The following is a 16,480-nucleotide window of genomic DNA, read 5'->3' on the forward strand; positions in this document are numbered from 1 at the left end:
CCTCTCTCTCAGACGGTGACGGTCAGCTCCTGGACCAGGTGGTCCGAGAGCCCCTCCGCGTCGCGGAAGCGGTACGAGCCGACCCGGGCGCCGCCGCCGGTGAACGCCCAGTCGATCCGCCACAGCCGCAGCCGGGCGCGGGCGTTCCAGCTGGCCGGCAGGACCGCACGGCAGGCGCCGATCGCGTCGCGCAGCGACCGGGGCATCCGGCGGATGTCGCCGATGGCGGCGCTGGTGTTGAAGTCCCCGGTCACCAGGACCGGATGCGGGTTGCCCCGCAGGTCGGCGACGAGCGCCGCGTACTCCCGGTCGCGGGCCGCCGCCCGGCGCCGCATGTCCCGGAGGAACGCCGGCCGCAGCGGGTTCATGACCGTGAGCTGGACCGGGATGTGCACGTTGTACGTCGACAGGACGCCGTCCCCGGCCCGCAGGTCCACCCGGAGCGAGCAGGCGCCGACCGGCACGGGCGGCCCGGCGGGCGGGAACCGGGACAGCGTCACGGAGTTGTTGCCGACGGCCAGGTGGTGACCGGGGAACGCGGCCCGCAGCCGCTCCTCGTCGTCGATGTCCCAGACCTCGCCGCCCTCGAAGCCGTTCAGGTACTCCTGGAGGACGTACACGTCGGCGTCGAGCGCGCGCAGGAAGGCGTAGAAGCGGTCGGGGTCGCCGCCCTGGTTCCAGTGCTGGGTGTTCCAGGACACCAGCCGCAGGCCGTCCTCCCCGGGCCCCCGCGCGCGGAGCCCCCGCAGGTTGATCCCGTTCTGCGGCCAGGCCACCAGGAGACAGCCCGCGGCGAGCGCCGCCGCGGGTCCGCCGCCCGTGACCGAGGCGGCGGCGAGCAGGACCAGCGGGACCAGCGCGAGCGCGACCGGCGGAAGGAGCGAGACCGCGAGCCACGGCCACCAGCGGCCGTTGAACGCGAGGTGCAGGGCCAGGAACACCGCCCAGGCGAGGGCGCAGGACAGGACCATCGCCGTCATCCGCTCCCCGGCAGCGACACCCACAGGTCCTGCACGGCGTGGTCCGACAGCTTCTCCGGCGGCCCGAACGCGTACCGCTCGGCCCGCGCCCCGTTCCCGGTGAACGCCCAGTCGGTCCGCCAGAAGGGCTTCCAGCCGCCCTCCTCCCAGCTCGTCGGGTACGGGTCGGTGCTCACCTCCGCCGCGTCGTCCAGGCGCTCCCGCAGCGGGTCGAGGTCCGACATCGCGGCCGTCGCGTTGAAGTCGCCGGCCACCACCACCGGGTTGCGGTTGGCGGCCAGGTCGGCCTCCAGACCCGCGTACTGCGCCCGGCGCGGGGCGAACCGTTCCCGCATGTGGCGGTAGAAGGCGGCGGAGAGGAGCCCGTCCGGCATGCTGTTCCACACCGGCATGTGAACGTTGTAGAAGGACACCGCGCGCCCCCGGACCAGCACGTCCGTCCGCAGCACCTTGTTCGCGCGGTACTCCGTCGCCCAGTCCGCGCCGGGCGGCACGTCCCGGGCCGGGCCCACCGCCGGCTGCCGCAGGATCGGGAAGCGGGAGAGCGTCACCAGCTCACCCCGCACCGCCACCTGGTAGCCGGGGAACTCCCGGCGCAGCCGCGCCAGGTCGTCGATCGGCAGCCTGCCCTTCCGGTCGGCGGTGACGTGCTGGTACTCGTGCAGCAGGTACACGTCCGCGTCCTTCGCCCTCAGGAAGGCGTAGAAGTGGTCCTGGGTGCCGAGGAGCTGGTTCCACGAGTTGGTGTTCCAGGCGAAGACCCGTACGGCGTCCGGGCCGGGCCTCGGCTCCGCCCGCCACAGCGCCGCCGGGTCGAAGCCCGACTGCCCGAAGCCCAGGACCAGCGCCAGCGCGGCGGCGGCGAGGGCCCGCCACCGGGCCGCGCCGCGGGCGAGCGGGGCGAGCGCCGCGAGCCCGAGCGGCACCAGCGCGAAGACGGCCGGCGGCACGATGCCGACCAGGTGCCCCAGCCAGATCCGGCCGTCCGCCGCCCACTCGGCGAGGAGCAGGACGAGCCAGGCCAGGGTGGCGCCGAGGACGAGCCGGTTCCGGCGACGGGGCGGGGCGGGGGTCCCGGTGTCGCCCTCCGGCGGCGCGAGCGTGTCAGCCACGGTCGGCGCCCACGGTCACCCGCGCGAGATCGGGGCGCGGCTGCGGGTCGTACAGGTGCCGGAACCGCTTCGAGCACAGCCACTGCACGCCCGCGACCCCGATCGCCGCGAACACCGTCAGGTTCACCAGGAAGTTGACCGCCACGAAGTACCCGAGGAACAGCCGCCCCCGGTGCCGCCGCACCTCCCGGTACATGTCCAGGTCGCCCCAGACGCCCAGCAGGAACAGGGCGAGCGGGAGCAGCGCCCACCCGGCCCCCCACAGGAGCGGCGCGGCCAGCGCGGCGACCGTCAGGGGCGCCGCGAGACTGGCGCCGGCGCGCGGTCCCGTGACGAAGCCGCCCTGGAGGTGACGTCGGCCGAGGATCAGCGGCACGGCGAGCCGGGCACGGGCGAAGACCTTGTCGAGGACGATCCGCACGGTGTCGTCGTGGTCGTGCCGGCCGCGCACCTCCAGGGAGCTGAGCACCGTGTACCGCTCGGAGATCCGCCGCCCGTAGTCCTGGTCCTCGGTGTGCCGCAGGATCGGGTTGAACGGCCCCACCTCGTCGAAGACCCGCCGGGGCATGGCCAGGATCGCGGTGTGGACGGTGTCGATGACCCCCTCCGACTTCAGCAGCAGGTAGTACTGCTGGAGCGAGCGGTACTCCTCGATCAGGCTGTCGCGGATCAGCGGCTCGGGCTCGTAGGTGCCGCAGATCGCGCCGTACCCCTGCCCGGAGGCGAGGAGTCCGACCGACCTGGCGACCGCGTCGGGGTGCATGGCGACGTCGGAGTCGAGGAAGACCAGGATCTCGCCGGAGGAGAGCTCCGCGCCGAGGTTGCGGGCGACCGCGACCCCGCCGTTGACGCCGGTGGAGACCACCCGGGCGCCGGCCGCGGCGGCGATCGCCGCGGAGTCGTCGGTGGAGCAGTCGTCGACGACGAGGACCTCGATGTTCGGGTACGTCTGGGCGAGGGCGGCCTCGACGCACAGGCCGATCGAGCGGCCGTAGTTGTAGTTGGGGACGATGACGGAGACCAGGGGGAGGGACATGAGGGGTTCTCCTAGAAGAGGACCTTGGCGAGGGAGAGGGCCCCCTGCCGCCACGGTTCGACGCTGGTGACGCCCTCGCTCTTCTTCGCGGGGCGGGCGCCGGCGGTGCGCTGCTGCTCGCGCCACCAGGCGAAGGTGCGCAGGATCGCGTCCTGGTTGGAGTGCCGGGGCCGGAAGCCGAGGACGTCCCTCGCCTTGTCGGTGGAGACGAAGCTGTCGTCGAGGAGCTTGTGCAGCAGGCGTCCGTAGACGGGGGAGAGCCCGGAGCGCTGGAGCAGGCTGAGCGCGGCGAGCGCGGGCCTCGCGGGCAGCGACCGGACCCGCTTGCCGTGCCCCGCGGCGTCCAGGACGGCCTGGAAGTCCTCGCGTAGCGTGCCGAACTCGGTGGCGCCGAGGTTGAAGGTGTCGTCGGCCCGCTCGGCGGGCGCCTCCATCGCGGTGACGACCGCGTCGACCAGGTCGGCCACGTCGAACATCTGGATGCGGACGTCGCCCCGGCCGAGGACCGGGAAGTCGCGGCCCTCCTCGGCCCACTCGAAGAGCATCGCGAAGAGCCCCATCCGGCCGGGCCCCAGGAAGGTCTTGGGCCGCAGGATCGGCACGCACATCTCCCGGCCCCGGAAGCGCTCCGCGACCTCCTCGGCCTCCGCCTTGGCGGCGCTGTACGTGTCGACGGGCTCGCGGGGGTACTCCTCCGGCGTCGGCACCACCTTCGGCAGCCCGTACACCGCGGTCGACGAGATGTGCACCACCCGGGGCACGGCGTTCGCCTCGGCGGCCGTCAGGACCGCCTCCGTCCCGCCGACGATCACCGAGCGGATGGTGTCCGCCGGGTAGCTGGGCAGGGCTGCCGCGCAGTGCACCACCACGTCGGCGTCCGCCGTGACCCGCTTCATCGTCACGGCGTCCCGGACGTCCGAGACCGTGTGCGTGAGGTTCCCGTGCTCCGTGCGAGGGGCCCGCAGGTCCACGCAGTGCACCTGCCGGCCCTCGTCGAGCAGCCGCTCGATCAGGGTCGAACCGAGCATTCCGGCACCGCCGGTGACCACGATGCGCTCTACCACAGCGACGACACCTTCTCCTTGACGAAACGGGTGAGCAGACGGGGCAGACCCTGGGCCAGGGTCTTGTCGAGGCAGTCCAGGAAGAACTCGACCTCGTGCGGCTCGGCGACCAGCGAGGGCGCGACCATCAGCGGGTTGTCGCCGTTGAGCGTGTAGTACGTGTAGACGCCGTGGTCCCGGTACAGGGCGTTGACCACCGACGAGGTGATGAGCTTGGTGCGGAAGCGCGGGTCCTTCGTCATCGCGCCCGGCACCAGCTTCGTCACCAGCTCCAGGACCTTCGGGCCCTTGTGGAGGAAGACACCGTGCAGCGCGCCGTGGCCGCGGACCTCCGCCACCACGTCCGGGTACTGCTTCGCGATCCGCTCCAGACCGGGGGCGAGGATCCGCTCGATGTCCCGGGCGCGGGCCGGATAGTCGTCCTCGACGGCCACGTTGACGGCCTCGATGGCGGTGACCGCCTCCTCGCCGAAGCCGTAGTAGGTGGTGGAGGTCGACTGGAGGAGCGCGTCCGTGAGGTTGTCGTAGGCCTTGCGGAAGACGGGCTCGCGGGCGACGAACGCGGAGATGGAGGACTTGCCCCCGCCGAAGGACTTCGAGGTGGTGAGGATGTCGGGGACCAGGCCCTCGTACCGCATGAAGTGGAAGAGGGTGCCGGTCTTGCCCCAGCCGGTGTAGATCTCGTCGAAGAGCAGCACGATGTTCTCGGTGGTGCACAGTTCCCGCAGACCGCGCAGGAACTCCTCCGAGCACTCGTTCATCGTCGACGCCGACAGCGGCTCGATGAGGATCGCGTACACGTCGGACTCGCCCTTGGCGGTGCGGAGTCCGGCGACCAGACTCCGGACCGACTCCAGGTCCCCGTACCGGAAGATCCCCACGCCCGGGATGCCCGGGAACTGGAAACCGGACTGGTTCTGGCCGGTCAGGCTGCCCGAGCCGAGCAGCTTGCCGTGGAAGGAGATGTCCGCCCGCAGCACCCGGGAGCGCCGGCCGCCGTGGTACTTGTACGCCAGCTTGACCGCGCCCTCGACCGCCTCCGCGCCGGAGTTGGGGAAGAACGACATGTTCAGGTCGCCGGGCAGCAGCTCCGCCAGGTTGTGGCCGAGGGCCGCGACGTACGGCGAGAAGTAGGTCTTGTGGACCTCCATGCTCCTGCGCTCCTGGAAGCGCTGCCGGGCGGCGAGGATCCGGGGGTGGTTGTGGCCGTGGTTGAGGACGCCGACCCCGCCGGTGAAGTCGAGGACGCGGCGGCCGTCGCGCTGGGTGATCCAGACGCCTTCGGCGCTCTCCACGAGCTCCTGGCCGAAGCCGAACGAGGTCATCAGGGAGACCTGGCTCTTGTTGACGTGGTCCTTGTACAGGCCGTGGACCTGCTTGGTCGTCAGCGACTCGCAGTCGTCGACGGTGTAGAGGGCGGTCATGTCCGTTCCTTCGGGTCGGTGGGGGGAGCGGTGCGGCGGGGGAGGGTCAGGAGGAGGGCGGCGCCGCCGACGAGGACCTCGCTGAGGGTGCAGACCACCCGGCTGGCGACGGCGGCGGCGGTCGCCTCCTGCCAGGGCAGGACGGCGGTCAGGGCGAGCAGCAGCAGCGCCTCGCGGGCACCCCAGCCGTCCGGCAGCACCACCACGAGGCTGGCGGCGGCGGTGGCCAGGGCGAAGCCGCCCACGCAGACCGGCAGGGCGGTCAGCGGCGGGGCGCCCAGCATCACGGCGAGCGCCCACAGGTGGAGTCCGCCGACCGCCCAGGAGCCGGTCGCGGAGGCGAGGGCCCGGCGCATGCCCCGGTCGCTCGCCCGGGTCTCGGGGGCGGTCCTGCGGGCCAGGCGCGCGGCCGTCGCGGCGAGGCGGTGGAGCAGTTCCGGCCGGACGGCGAAGGCGAGGGTGACGGCGCCCGGCAGCACCAGCCACCAGGCCTCGGCGCCGATCGTCCAGGGCGCGGCGAGCGGGCCGACGGCGAGGCCGGTGAGGACGGCCACGATCAGGTTGAGCAGGAAGACGGCGAGCACGACCGGCGCGGGCACCCCGGCCGCGCCGCCCATCCGCAGCTGGGCGAGGACGCCCCAGACGGCGCCCGGCACGTACTTGCCGAGGTAGGAGGTGAAGTAGATCCGGGTCGCGGTCCGGCCCGGCACCCGCGGCCCCAGGTCGGACAGGAGGGTCCGCCAGGTGGCCAGGGAGAGCAGGACGGCGCCGGCGTTGGCGGCGAGCGCCGCGAGGAGGTACGGGACCGAGTCGGGCCGCAGCACGAGCGCGGCGAGCTCGCCGGCCCGGTCGTACAGGGCGAGACCGATGCCCGTGACGACGGCGGCGGGGAAGAGGACGGGCAGGGCGCGGCGCAGGCGGCCGCGCGGGGCGGGCGCCTCGGCGGGAGCCGGGGGTGCGGCGGTGGTGAGCGTCACGGGGCTCATGACCCGAGGCGGCCGAGCAGCCAGGCGCCGGCGAGCAGCGCCGACCAGAGCAGGGCGTTGGAGACGGTCATCCGGTCGCTGAACAGGGCCCGGGAGGGGTTTCCGCCGCCCGCGTCCACGACGATCAGCTGGAGGTAGCGGGCGAGCCCGAAGAGCGCGAACGGCGCGGTGAGGACCGCGACGAGCGGTCCGTGCGCCCCGAAGACCGGGCTGCCCTGGACCTGGAGGACGTAACTCACCGCCGTGAGGACCGCCGTGAAGGCGAGCAGCTGGTCGAGGAAGCCGAGGGTGTAGCCGCGCAGCGCGGGCCGGTGCAGCACCCCGCCGACCGCCATCTCGTGGCGCCGCTTGCCCAGGATGAGCAGCAGGCACAGGGAGAAGACGCAGAGCGCGAGCCAGCTCGGCACCGGGTTCCCGCTGGCCAGGCAGCCCTGGGCGAGGCGCAGCACGAAGCCGAGGGCCACGATGAAGACGTCGAGCAGCGGGACGTGCTTGAGCCCCTTGCTGTACGCGGCGTTCAGCGCGACGTAGGCGGCGACCGGCCACCAGTCCGCGAGCCCGGCCGTGCCGGTGAGCGCGGTGAGGCCGACGGTCGTCACGAGGAGGGCGGCGAGCACGGCGGCGAAGGACACGGCGGTCCCGACGCCGATCCGTCCGGCGGCGATCGGACGGTGCCGCTTCTCCGGGTGACGCCGGTCGCGGTCCCGGTCGCCGATGTCGTTGACGAGGTAGATCAGCGCGGACGCGAGGGTGAAGACGGCGATCGCGGCGAGGGCGCCGCCGAGCGCGCCGCCGTCGAGACGGGGGGCGCCGAGCAGGCCGAGGGGGACGACGACCAGGTTCTTCGTCCACTGCCCGGGGCGGACGAGGGCGGTGAGGTCGGCGAGACGACTGGGCGGACGGGAGGCCGGCGGACGGGCCGCCGGCGCCTCTCGGCCGGTGAGCGTGGGCGTGGCCATGGACGTACTCCTGTGGGGAGGGTCGTACGGGAGGTCATACGGAGGTGGTGGGGGCGGCGGTGGCGGCCCGGCGGCGCACGCTCGGGCCGAAGTCCGGCTCGGTGAGCCAGCGGACGGCGCCGCGGGCCGCGCCGAGGACGATCGCCTGGTGCAGCACGAAGTGCACGGCGGTGAAGTAGAGGAGGAAGCCCGGGCCGCGCGTCCGCAGCGCGAACCGGCTCAGGCCCGGATCGGCGCAGGCGAAGAGCAGCGCGCACAGGGCGGGGACGAGCAGCAGCCAGGGGGAGAGCAGGCCGAGGAGCAGCGTGGGGAGGGTCAGCGCGGCGGCGAGGACGCCGAGCGGCCGGTTCGCGGTGAGACCGCCCTCCCGCATCTGCCCGAGCGCCGCGATGAGCAGCTGGGAGCGCCGGTACTGCTCCGAGAGCATCGCCCCGAGCCGGTCCACGTCGTCGTGGCGGCCGCGGATCGCCTCGGTCATCAGGATCCGGTGCGTGCGGACGAGCCGGCCGCTGTACTCGACGTCCTCCGAGTCCCGGAGGTTCTCGTCGAAGGGGCCGGTCTCCTCGAAGACCTCCTTGCGGATCGCGCCGAGGGCGAAGAAGGCGGTGCGGACCTCGCCGGCGGCGCGGCGGCGCCAGAAGTGGGCGTGCAGGGCGTGATAGCGCTCCACGGGGCCGTCGTCGAAGAGCGGTTCGGGGTCGAGGACGCCGTGCGCACAGCCGAGGCCCGGGTCGTCCCGGAGCAGGTCGGCGGCGTGGGCGAGGGCCTCGGGGTGGAGGGCGGTGTCGGAGTCGAGGAAGAAGAGGACCTCGCCGCGGGCGGCGGCGGCGCCCATGTTCCGGGCGGCGGAGACCCCGCGGTTGTGGGGGTTGGCGATGAGGACGACGTCGAACTCGCGGGCGATGTCCCGGGACCGGTCCGTGCTGGCGTCGTCCACGACGATGACGTCGAGCGGGGCGTGGGTCTGTGCGAAGACCGAGGTGAGGCAGGCACGCAGGGTCTTCTCGTAGTTGTAGTTGGGGATGATGACGGACACGCTGGGACGGGCCCTGGGCATGGGGGTTCCTTGGGTTCCTTGCGGCGGGGGGGGCTCCCCGGTCGGTGGGGGCTTCAGAGGAGCCGGAAGTCCGCGATGCGGTGGCGGGAGAGCTCGGGGGAGTGGCCGAGGAGGAGCCGGCAGAGCAGCAGCGCGTGGCCGACGGCCTCGATCTCGTCGGGGCCCCGGATGTACAGGGCCAGCCGGACCGTCCGGTCGACGACCAGCGCCCGGGCGGACTCGAAGCGGTCCTGCGGCCGGGCGACGCGGTGCAGCGTCTCGACGAGTCGTGCGGCGGACGGGGCCGGTGGGGGGTCGGTGTCCGGTGCGGGGTCGTCGTCCGGTTCCCTCATCGAGACGCCGATGAGGTAGATGGGGATCAGCCCCAGGAGAAGCCGTCGTTGGCGTCGGTGGGCTGGACGGTCGCGGTGCCGGTCGTGCCGGAGGCGGTGGCGGCGTCCGTGGCGGCGGTGGCCGGCTGGGCCGCGAGGACCAGGGTCAGGGCGGCCGCGGCGGGGACGGTCAGGGCGACGGCGGCACGAAGCTGAATGCGGGCGAACGTGGCGAAACGGGCGCTGCTGAGCATGGCGGGGCTGCCTTCCTGGACGGTGCGGAGTGGGGGTCGCGGGGGTGGGTCCCCGGCGCCGCTCCCGGGCTCCGCCGGGCGGCTTCGACAGGTCCAAGACTGGCCCGCCGGGGGAGCCCTGTCACCGGAATCCGGCTGGCGCCAAGCGCGTGGCCGTTAGGGGCCAATGCCTGCCGCGGGCCGTCGCGCGCCGCCCACCAGGGGGTTCCCGGGAGGCGTCACGTTCCTGCCAGGCGGAAGGTGCCGGGGGCCCGTCACGTCGCCGTACCGCTCCGGATCGCCGCGTACGGTTCCGGGCGTGCCGTACCGCCTCAGGAGGCGCCGGCTCCTCTCGTACCGCCCCCGCGAACGCCGGACGGCCGCACCCCCCGCCGGGGTGCGGCCGTCCGTCGCGTACGAGAGCTCAGCCGTTGGGGCGCTGGAGGCGCGCCACGAACTTGTACCGGTCGCCGCGGTAGACGGACCGGACCCACTCCACGGGCTCGCCCTGGGCGTCCAGGGAGTGACGGGAGAGCATCAGCATCGGCAGGCCCACGTCCGTGCCGAGCAGTCCGGCCTCGCGCGGGGTGGCGAGGGAGGTCTCGATGGTCTCCTCGGCCTCGGCGAGGTGGACGTCGTAGACCTCGGCGAGCGCCGTGTACAGCGAGGTGTACTTCACGAGCGAGCGGCGCAGCGCGGGGAAGCGCTTCGCCGACAGGTGGGTGGTCTCGATCGCCATCGGCTCGCCGCTCGCGAGACGCAGGCGCTCGATGCGGAGCACCCGGCCGCCGGCCGTGATGTCGAGCAGCCCGGCGAGGGTGTCGTCTGCTGTGACGTACCCGATGTCGAGGAGCTGCGAGGTGGGCTCCAGGCCCTGGGCCCGCATGTCCTCCGTGTACGAGGTGAGCTGGAGGGCCTGCGAGACCTTGGGCTTGGCCACGAACGTGCCCTTGCCCTGGATGCGCTCCAGGCGGCCCTCGACGACCAGTTCCTGGAGGGCCTGGCGCACGGTGGTGCGCGACGTGTCGAACTCGGCGGCGAGCGTCCGCTCGGGCGGGACCGGGGTGCCGGGCGGCAGGGTCTCCGTCATGTCGAGCAGGTGTCGCTTCAGTCGGTAGTACTTGGGCACGCGCGCGGTGCGGGTGGGTGCCCCGCCCTCTGTCTCCGTACTGCCCGCGTCCGTGGCCATGGCCTGCCTTCCCGACTCCTGTGCTGCTGCCGTCACCGGCTCCTCCGTCTGTCGCGGCTCACATGGTGGCACGGACCGGTCACGGGTCGTCGCCCTCCCTCAGGTGTCGGTCCGATAACGGACGCGACTGCCCTTCTTATACACCCTTGACACCCCTAAAGGTCTAGGCCAAGCTCCGGGTACTGGTCTAAACCATTAAAGACCAGGTCCCAGCCCCACGAGCACTACCCGACGTATGTCTTCGCGCGGTGGGCAGGGGTTGCAGGCATCCCTGAGGAGGGTGGCGTGAAGCGCAAGCTCATCGCGGCGATCGGCGTCGCGGGCATGATGGTCTCCATTGCTGCGTGTGGTTCGGACAGCGACAGTGGCAAGGACGGCGGCAAGGCCACGGCCGGCGGCAACAAGACCCTGACCGTCTGGGTCATGGACGGCTCCGCGCCGGACGCCTGGATGACCGAGGTGAACAAGGCCTTCGAGGCCAAGCACCCGGGCGTCAAGGTCAAGGTCGAGAAGCAGATCTGGAACGGCATCCAGGAGAAGGTCACCACCGCCCTCTCCGAGGACACCCCGCCGGACGTCCTGGAGCTCGGCAACACGCAGACCGCCGGATACGCGGTCACCGGCGGTCTCGCCGACCTGTCGGGCGACAAGGCCAAGCTCGGCTACGACGCCTGGAACAAGGGCATGGTCGCCTCCAACGAGCTGGACGGCAAGCTCTACTCCGCCCCGTGGTACGCCGCCAACCGCGTCGTCGTCTACGACAAGGCCGCCTTCAAGAAGGCCGGTGTCACCCCGCCGAAGACCCGCGCCGAGTGGATCGAGGGCCTGAAGAAGCTCAAGGCCTCCGACCCGAAGTCGCAGGCGATCTACCTGCCGGGCCAGTCCTGGTACGTCCTCGCCGGTCTCATCTGGGACGAGGGCAGCGACCTCGCGGTCAAGGACGGCGACAAGTGGAAGGGCAACCTGTCCTCCCCCGAGGCCGTCAGCGCCATGAACTTCTACAAGGAGCTGGCGTCCTACTCGACCGCTCCGAAGGACAAGGACGAGGCCACCCCGCAGCAGTCCACCGACATCGTCCCCAAGGGCGGCGTGTCGTCCTGGATCGGTCTCGGCTGGGAGGCCGGCGGCGCCATCGACGCCATGAAGAAGGCCGGCAAGACCGCCGACTTCGGCTACTTCCCGATCCCGGGCAAGACGGCCGACAAGCCGGGCTCCGTCTTCCTCGGCGGCTCGAACCTCGCCATCGCCGAGCGCTCCCAGAACAAGGAGCTCGCGAAGGAGTGGCTGGCCCTCGCCGCCGGCAAGGACTACATGACGAAGTACGCCGCCGCCACCGAGGGCGCGCTGCTTCCGAACACCGACGCCGCGCAGTTCAAGCCGGCCGCGGGCTCCTTCGCCGAGGCCATGGCCGCGTCCTCCGCCTCCGGCAAGGTCACCCCGGTCACCCCGGGCTGGGCCAACGTCGAGACCGCCCCGAACCCGATCAAGGACTACATGACCAAGGTCCTGAAGGGTGAGGACGCCAAGAAGGCCGGCGAGGCGGCCGACAAGGTCATCAACGAGCGCATCAACCAGCAGTAATCCGTAGCCCCGGTGGTGCGGCCGGTGTCGCACCGGCCGCACCACCGGCGCGTTGCAGCGATGCAGTGATCAGCGGCCCGCTCCCCCGGGCCGTGCCCCGGTGGGCGCGGGAGCCCCAGAACCGCGAGGAATAAGACCATGACCGTGGACTCCCAGGGGACGGCGACCGCCGGTCCCCAGGACGCGCCCGGGAGGGCGGCAGGGAAGTCTCAGACTCCGCCACCCTCTTCGGGCCCGAAGGAAGTCCTTCAGCCTCCACGCGGCAGACGCTCCCTGCCCAGCGGGGTGCTGCCGTACCTGCTCGTCGCGCCGGCCCTGCTGTCCATGGCGGTGCTGCTGCTCTACCCGCTGATCCGCAATGTGATCCTCTCCTTCCAGCAGCTCAACCGGAAGGAGTTCATCACCCGCGAGACGGTCTGGACCGGCTTCGACAACTACACCGAGCTCCTCGGTGACTCCGACTTCTGGACCGTCGTCGTCCGAAGCGTCGTCTTCACGGCCGTCAACGTCGCCCTCATCATGGCGATCGGCACCGGCATCGGCCTGCTGCTCAACCGCCTCGGCAAGAAGATGCGACTGGTCCTCTCGCTGGCCCTGATGTTCGCCTGGGCCATGCCGATCGTCGCCTCCGTCACGGTCTTCCGCTGGCTCTTCGACGAGCAGTTCGGCGTCGTGAACTGGCTGATGCGCACGCTGGGCTTCTCCGGCTACGACCAGCACAACTGGTTCGAGACCGGCTTCTCCACCCTGGTCATCGTCCTGATCCTGCTCGTCTGGGGCTCGGTCCCCTTCGTCGCCCTCAACATGTACGCCGGCCTGACCACCATCGGGTCCGAGCTGTACGAGGCCGCCAAGATGGACGGCGCCAGCGGCTGGCGCACCTTCTGGGCCGTGGTCTTCCCCAACCTCCGGTCCTTCTTCATGATCACGACGTTCCTGGAGATCATCTGGATCTTCAAGGCGTTCGCCCAGGTCTACGCCATGAACCTCGGTGGTCCCGACCGCGGTTCGGAGACGCTCCCGGTCTTCGCCTACATCGAGGGCGTCGGACAGTTCCACTACGGTGTCGCCGCCGCCATCTCCATCCTGACGATCGTGATGCTCATCGCGGTCATGTCCTTCTACTTCCGCCTGATCCTGAAGGAGGAGGAGCAGCTGTGAGCGCCACCGCCACCACCCCGACCCCGCAGAAGCTGCGCACCAGGAAGCCGCTCACCGTCGCGGCGGTCGCCAAGAACGTCGGCGCCCTCCTGATCGCGGTCGTGTTCATCTTCCCGGTCTACTGGATGTTCTCGTCCTCGCTGAAGCCGCAGCACGAGATCATGACGAAGGACCCGGTCTTCGTCTTCACGCCGACGTTCGAGAACTACTCGACCGCCACCGGTGTCGACCTCTTCTGGACGTACGTCACCAACAGCCTCACCGTCACCATCGGTGCCGTGCTGCTCGCCCTGCTCGTCGCCCTGGCCGCGAGCTTCGCGATCGCCCGACTCAAGTTCAAGGGGCGCAAGGGCATCGTCCTCATCGTGATGATGGCGCAGATGGCCCCCTGGGAGGTCATGGTCATCGCGATGTACATGATCTCGCGTGAGAACGACCTGCTGAACAGCATCCCGATGCTCACGCTCATCTACTTCGTCATGGTCCTCCCCTTCACGATCTGGACCCTCCGCGGCTTCATCGCCGCCGTCCCGGTCGAGCTGGAGGAGGCCGCGCAGATCGACGGCTGCACCAGGGGCCAGGCGTTCCGCAAGGTGATCTTCCCGCTGCTCGCCCCCGGCCTCATGTCGACCTCGCTCTTCGGCTTCATCACCGCCTGGAACGAGTTCGCCATGATCCTCATGCTGAACAAGGACAAGGAGTCGCAGACCCTGACGCTCTGGCTGACCCAGTTCCAGACCGCGTTCGGCAGCGACTGGGGCGCCACGATGGCCGCCTCCACGCTCTTCGCACTCCCCGTGCTCATCGTCTTCCTCTTCCTCCAGCGCAAGGCCGTCGGCGGCATGACCGCCGGCGCGGTGAAGGGATAACGGATCCCCATGACCACACTCGTACACGGCTCGGACACCCTGACCCGTGACGCGCTCACGGTCCTCCAGCCCGGCTTCGTCGGCACGACCGCCCCCGACTGGCTGCTCCGCCGCATCGGCGAGGGACTGTCCTCGGTCGGCCTGTTCGGCCGGAACATCGTCGACCCCGGCCAGCTCGCCGCGCTCACCGCGCAGCTGCGCGCCGAGCGGGACGACGTCCTCGTCGCCATCGACGAGGAGGGTGGGGACGTCACCCGCCTGGAGGTCAAGCAGGGCTCGTCCTTCCCCGGCAACTACGCGCTGGGCAGCGTCGACGACGTCGAGCTCACCCGGGCCGTCGCCCGCGAGCTCGGCCGCCGGCTCGTGCAGTGCGGCGTCGACCTGAACTGGGCGCCCTCGGCCGACGTCAACTCCAACGCCGAGAACCCGGTCATCGGGGTCCGCTCCTTCGGGCCGGACCCCGACCTGGTCGCCCGGCACACCGTGGCGTACGTCGACGGCCTCCAGGGCGTCGGGGTCGCGGCCTGCACCAAGCACTTCCCCGGACACGGCGACACCAACGTGGATTCCCACGACGCGCTGCCCCGGATCGATGTGGACCTCGCCACACTGCACGCCCGTGAGCTGGTACCTTTCCGCGCCGCCGTCGCCGCGGGTACCAAAGCGGTCATGAGCGCGCATATTCTGCTCTCCGCGCTCGACCCCCACCGTCCGGCCACCCTGAGCCCGCAGATCCTCACCGGACTGCTGCGCCAGGAGCTGGGCTTCGAGGGCCTGATCGTCACCGACGGCATGGAGATGCAGGCCGTCGCGGCGACGTACGGCATCGAGCGCGGATCCGTCCTCGCGATCGCCGCGGGCGCCGACGCCATCTGCGTCGGCGGCGGGCTGTGCGACGAGGACACCGTGCTGCAGCTGCGCGACGCGCTCGTCAGCGCGGTACGGACCGGTGAACTGCCCGAAGAGCGGCTGGCCGACGCCGCGGCGCGCGTGCGCGCCCTGGCGGCCTGGACCCAGGCGCACCGGGCGAGGGGCGGGGCTGAATCGGTGCCGGGCGCGGCAGTGCAGGAGGGGACCGCGCCCGGCGCCGACATCGGACTCGTGGCGGCCCGCCGGGCCCTCAGGGTGACCCGGGGGGAGCACCCCCACACGCCGATGACCGACGCTCCCTACGTGGCCTCGTTCACCCCGGTCGCGAACTTCGCGGTCGGCGACGAGACGCCCTGGGGCATCGCGGCCGAGCTGGAGCGGCTGCTCCCCGGCACGGAGACCGGCTCGTACGACGAGTCGTCCGCGGACGCCGTCCTGGCCGCCGCGGGGGAGCGGCGGATCGTGGCGGTCGTACGCGACGCCCACCGGCACCCGTGGATGACCCGGGCCCTGGACGGCCTCCTCGCGGCCCGCCCGGACACCGTCGTCGTCGAGATGGGCCTCAACGAGGCGGAGCCCCGCGGGGCCCTGCACATCGCCACGCACGGCGCGGCCCGGGTCTGCGGCCGCGCGGCGGCCGAGGCCGTGGTCGGCACCGGCGCCTGACGGGACGTACGCGAAGGGGCCCGGCACCTGGATCAGGTGCCGGGCCCCTTCCTCATGTGCGGGGTCGTCGCACGGGGTCCTAGATGCCCTGCCAGTCCGGCTTGTTCGCGAAGGTGTGGCGGAAGTAGTCCGCGAGCTTCAGCTTGGAGGCGGCCGCCTCGTCCACGACGACCGTGGCGTGCGGGTGCAGCTGGAGCGCGGAGGCCGGCACGAGCGCCGCCACCGGGCCCTCGACGGTCTGCGCCACGGCCTCGGCCTTGCCCTCGCCGGTGGCGAGCAGCACCAGGTGACGGGCCTCCAGGATGGTGCCGATGCCCTGGGTGATGACGTGGTGCGGCACCTGCTCGATGTCGTTGTCGAAGAAGCGGGCGTTGTCCACGCGGGTCTGCTCGGTGAGCGTCTTGATCCGGGTGCGGGAGGCGAGCGAGGAGCACGGCTCGTTGAAGCCGATGTGCCCGTCGGTGCCGATGCCGAGGATCTGCAGGTCCACGCCACCGGCCTCGGCCAGCGTCCTGTCGTACGCCTCGCAGGCCGCCAGGACGTCCTCGGCGGAGCCGTCGGGGCCCATGAAGGCCTCGGGGGAGAGCCCGAGCGGCTCGACGACCTGGCGGAGCACGGTCGAGCGGTACGACTCCGGGTGCCCCGCGGGCAGGCCGACGTACTCGTCCAGCTGGGCGATCCGCGCGCGGGAGGCGTCCACGGCACCGGCGGAGACCTGGGCGACAAGGGCGTCGTAGATCGGGATCGGGGTCGACCCCGTGGCCACGCCGAGCAGCGCGTCGGGCTTGCGGCGCAGGAGCTCGGCGATGCCGTCCGCGATCAGTTCGCCGCCGGCCTTGGCGTCCTTGACGATGACAACTTCCACGCTGTGCCTGCCGATCTGGTGAGGGGCTGGTGAAGGACCGTGTGGTATAGACCAATCTAAGTCCAAATCTAGCAGAGGGGAGGCCTTCTCCTCATGCCGTTCCGCCCCGCGGACGGC

At 71.8% G+C, this 16,480-nt stretch carries 16 protein-coding genes; 4 read left to right on the plus strand and 12 right to left on the minus strand.

Annotated features, from left to right (window positions below):
- Window positions 1-8: 8 nt before the first annotated feature.
- The 11 genes from ACN9MM_RS26130 to ACN9MM_RS26180 form a co-directional block, all read right to left on the minus strand.
- Window positions 9-980: an endonuclease/exonuclease/phosphatase family protein gene (locus tag ACN9MM_RS26130; protein WP_426366044.1), complete on the minus strand. Its 972-nt coding sequence runs from the start codon at window positions 978-980 to the stop codon at window positions 9-11.
- On the minus strand, window positions 977-2,092 hold the full coding sequence (locus ACN9MM_RS26135; protein WP_426366045.1) for an endonuclease/exonuclease/phosphatase family protein: 1,116 nt from the start codon (window positions 2,090-2,092) through the stop codon (window positions 977-979). The genes ACN9MM_RS26130 and ACN9MM_RS26135 overlap by 4 nt, the downstream gene beginning before the upstream one ends.
- Window positions 2,085-3,128 (minus strand): glycosyltransferase family 2 protein, encoded by a 1,044-nt coding sequence (locus tag ACN9MM_RS26140; RefSeq protein ID WP_426366046.1) that lies wholly within the window; start codon window positions 3,126-3,128, stop codon window positions 2,085-2,087. Before ACN9MM_RS26140 ends, ACN9MM_RS26135 begins: the two co-directional genes overlap by 8 nt.
- Window positions 3,129-3,139: 11 nt before the next feature.
- A complete protein-coding gene (locus tag ACN9MM_RS26145; protein ID WP_426366047.1) occupies window positions 3,140-4,192 on the minus strand; it encodes an NAD-dependent epimerase/dehydratase family protein in 1,053 nt (350 codons plus the stop codon).
- A complete protein-coding gene (locus ACN9MM_RS26150; RefSeq protein ID WP_426366048.1) occupies window positions 4,186-5,616 on the minus strand; it encodes an aspartate aminotransferase family protein in 1,431 nt (476 codons plus the stop codon). The genes ACN9MM_RS26145 and ACN9MM_RS26150 overlap by 7 nt, the downstream gene beginning before the upstream one ends.
- Window positions 5,613-6,602 carry a lysylphosphatidylglycerol synthase domain-containing protein gene (locus ACN9MM_RS26155; protein ID WP_426366049.1) on the minus strand — a complete coding sequence of 330 codons (990 nt, stop codon included), beginning with the start codon at window positions 6,600-6,602 and terminating at the stop codon, window positions 5,613-5,615. The genes ACN9MM_RS26150 and ACN9MM_RS26155 overlap by 4 nt, the downstream gene beginning before the upstream one ends.
- The gene (locus ACN9MM_RS26160) at window positions 6,599-7,561 is read right to left on the minus strand and encodes a UbiA prenyltransferase family protein (protein WP_426366050.1); all 963 of its coding nucleotides are present in this window, start codon (window positions 7,559-7,561) and stop codon (window positions 6,599-6,601) included. Before ACN9MM_RS26160 ends, ACN9MM_RS26155 begins: the two co-directional genes overlap by 4 nt.
- A gap of 34 nt (window positions 7,562-7,595) precedes the next feature.
- Window positions 7,596-8,618 (minus strand): glycosyltransferase family 2 protein, encoded by a 1,023-nt coding sequence (locus ACN9MM_RS26165; protein WP_426366051.1) that lies wholly within the window; start codon window positions 8,616-8,618, stop codon window positions 7,596-7,598.
- A 53-nt stretch (window positions 8,619-8,671) separates the two neighbouring features.
- Window positions 8,672-8,950: a hypothetical protein gene (locus ACN9MM_RS26170; protein WP_426366052.1), complete on the minus strand. Its 279-nt coding sequence runs from the start codon at window positions 8,948-8,950 to the stop codon at window positions 8,672-8,674.
- Window positions 8,951-8,976: 26 nt separating this feature from the next.
- Window positions 8,977-9,183: a hypothetical protein gene (locus ACN9MM_RS26175; RefSeq protein ID WP_426366053.1), complete on the minus strand. Its 207-nt coding sequence runs from the start codon at window positions 9,181-9,183 to the stop codon at window positions 8,977-8,979.
- Window positions 9,184-9,586: 403 nt separating this feature from the next.
- Window positions 9,587-10,351, minus strand: coding sequence for a GntR family transcriptional regulator (locus ACN9MM_RS26180; RefSeq protein WP_426368829.1), 765 nt, complete (start codon window positions 10,349-10,351; stop codon window positions 9,587-9,589).
- Between the two features lie 285 nt (window positions 10,352-10,636).
- Between ACN9MM_RS26180 and ACN9MM_RS26185 the strand changes: the two genes are divergently transcribed.
- The 4 genes from ACN9MM_RS26185 to ACN9MM_RS26200 all read left to right on the plus strand — a co-directional run bounded on the left by ACN9MM_RS26185 (window position 10,637) and on the right by ACN9MM_RS26200 (window position 15,498).
- On the plus strand, window positions 10,637-11,932 hold the full coding sequence (locus tag ACN9MM_RS26185; protein ID WP_426366055.1) for an extracellular solute-binding protein: 1,296 nt from the start codon (window positions 10,637-10,639) through the stop codon (window positions 11,930-11,932).
- A gap of 138 nt (window positions 11,933-12,070) precedes the next feature.
- Complete coding sequence (locus tag ACN9MM_RS26190; protein ID WP_329851689.1) at window positions 12,071-13,093, plus strand: carbohydrate ABC transporter permease; 1,023 nt, start codon at window positions 12,071-12,073, stop codon at window positions 13,091-13,093.
- Between the two features lie 32 nt (window positions 13,094-13,125).
- On the plus strand, window positions 13,126-13,962 hold the full coding sequence (locus tag ACN9MM_RS26195) for a carbohydrate ABC transporter permease (protein ID WP_426368830.1): 837 nt from the start codon (window positions 13,126-13,128) through the stop codon (window positions 13,960-13,962).
- A 9-nt stretch (window positions 13,963-13,971) separates the two neighbouring features.
- Window positions 13,972-15,498, plus strand: a complete 1,527-nt coding sequence (locus ACN9MM_RS26200; protein ID WP_426366056.1) for a glycoside hydrolase family 3 protein — start codon at window positions 13,972-13,974, stop codon at window positions 15,496-15,498.
- 79 nt (window positions 15,499-15,577) lie between these two features.
- Here the strand turns inward: ACN9MM_RS26200 and nagB are convergent, their stop codons facing one another.
- Window positions 15,578-16,363, minus strand: coding sequence for a glucosamine-6-phosphate deaminase (nagB, locus tag ACN9MM_RS26205; RefSeq protein ID WP_426366057.1), 786 nt, complete (start codon window positions 16,361-16,363; stop codon window positions 15,578-15,580).
- Between the last annotated feature and the right edge of the window lie 117 nt (window positions 16,364-16,480).

The sequence above is a fragment of the Streptomyces sp. E-08 genome (assembly GCF_049913095.1).
In the GTDB taxonomy this organism is placed as follows: Bacteria; Actinomycetota; Actinomycetes; order Streptomycetales; family Streptomycetaceae; genus Streptomyces.

Excerpts from the sequence above, each read along its gene's own strand:
- ACN9MM_RS26180 (WP_426368829.1), bottom strand. The coding sequence starts at position 10,351 with ATGGCCACGGACGCGGGCAGTACGGAGACAGAGGGCGGGGCACCCACC.
- ACN9MM_RS26190 (WP_329851689.1), top strand. The coding sequence starts at position 12,071 with ATGACCGTGGACTCCCAGGGGACGGCGACCGCCGGTCCCCAGGACGCG.
- ACN9MM_RS26140 (WP_426366046.1), bottom strand. The coding sequence starts at position 3,128 with ATGTCCCTCCCCCTGGTCTCCGTCATCGTCCCCAACTACAACTACGGC.
- ACN9MM_RS26130 (WP_426366044.1), bottom strand. The coding sequence starts at position 980 with ATGACGGCGATGGTCCTGTCCTGCGCCCTCGCCTGGGCGGTGTTCCTG.
- ACN9MM_RS26150 (WP_426366048.1), bottom strand. The coding sequence starts at position 5,616 with ATGACCGCCCTCTACACCGTCGACGACTGCGAGTCGCTGACGACCAAG.
- ACN9MM_RS26175 (WP_426366053.1), bottom strand. The coding sequence starts at position 9,183 with ATGCTCAGCAGCGCCCGTTTCGCCACGTTCGCCCGCATTCAGCTTCGT.
- ACN9MM_RS26155 (WP_426366049.1), bottom strand. The coding sequence starts at position 6,602 with ATGAGCCCCGTGACGCTCACCACCGCCGCACCCCCGGCTCCCGCCGAG.
- ACN9MM_RS26165 (WP_426366051.1), bottom strand. The coding sequence starts at position 8,618 with ATGCCCAGGGCCCGTCCCAGCGTGTCCGTCATCATCCCCAACTACAAC.
- ACN9MM_RS26200 (WP_426366056.1), top strand. The coding sequence starts at position 13,972 with ATGACCACACTCGTACACGGCTCGGACACCCTGACCCGTGACGCGCTC.
- ACN9MM_RS26160 (WP_426366050.1), bottom strand. The coding sequence starts at position 7,561 with ATGGCCACGCCCACGCTCACCGGCCGAGAGGCGCCGGCGGCCCGTCCG.
- ACN9MM_RS26170 (WP_426366052.1), bottom strand. The coding sequence starts at position 8,950 with ATGAGGGAACCGGACGACGACCCCGCACCGGACACCGACCCCCCACCG.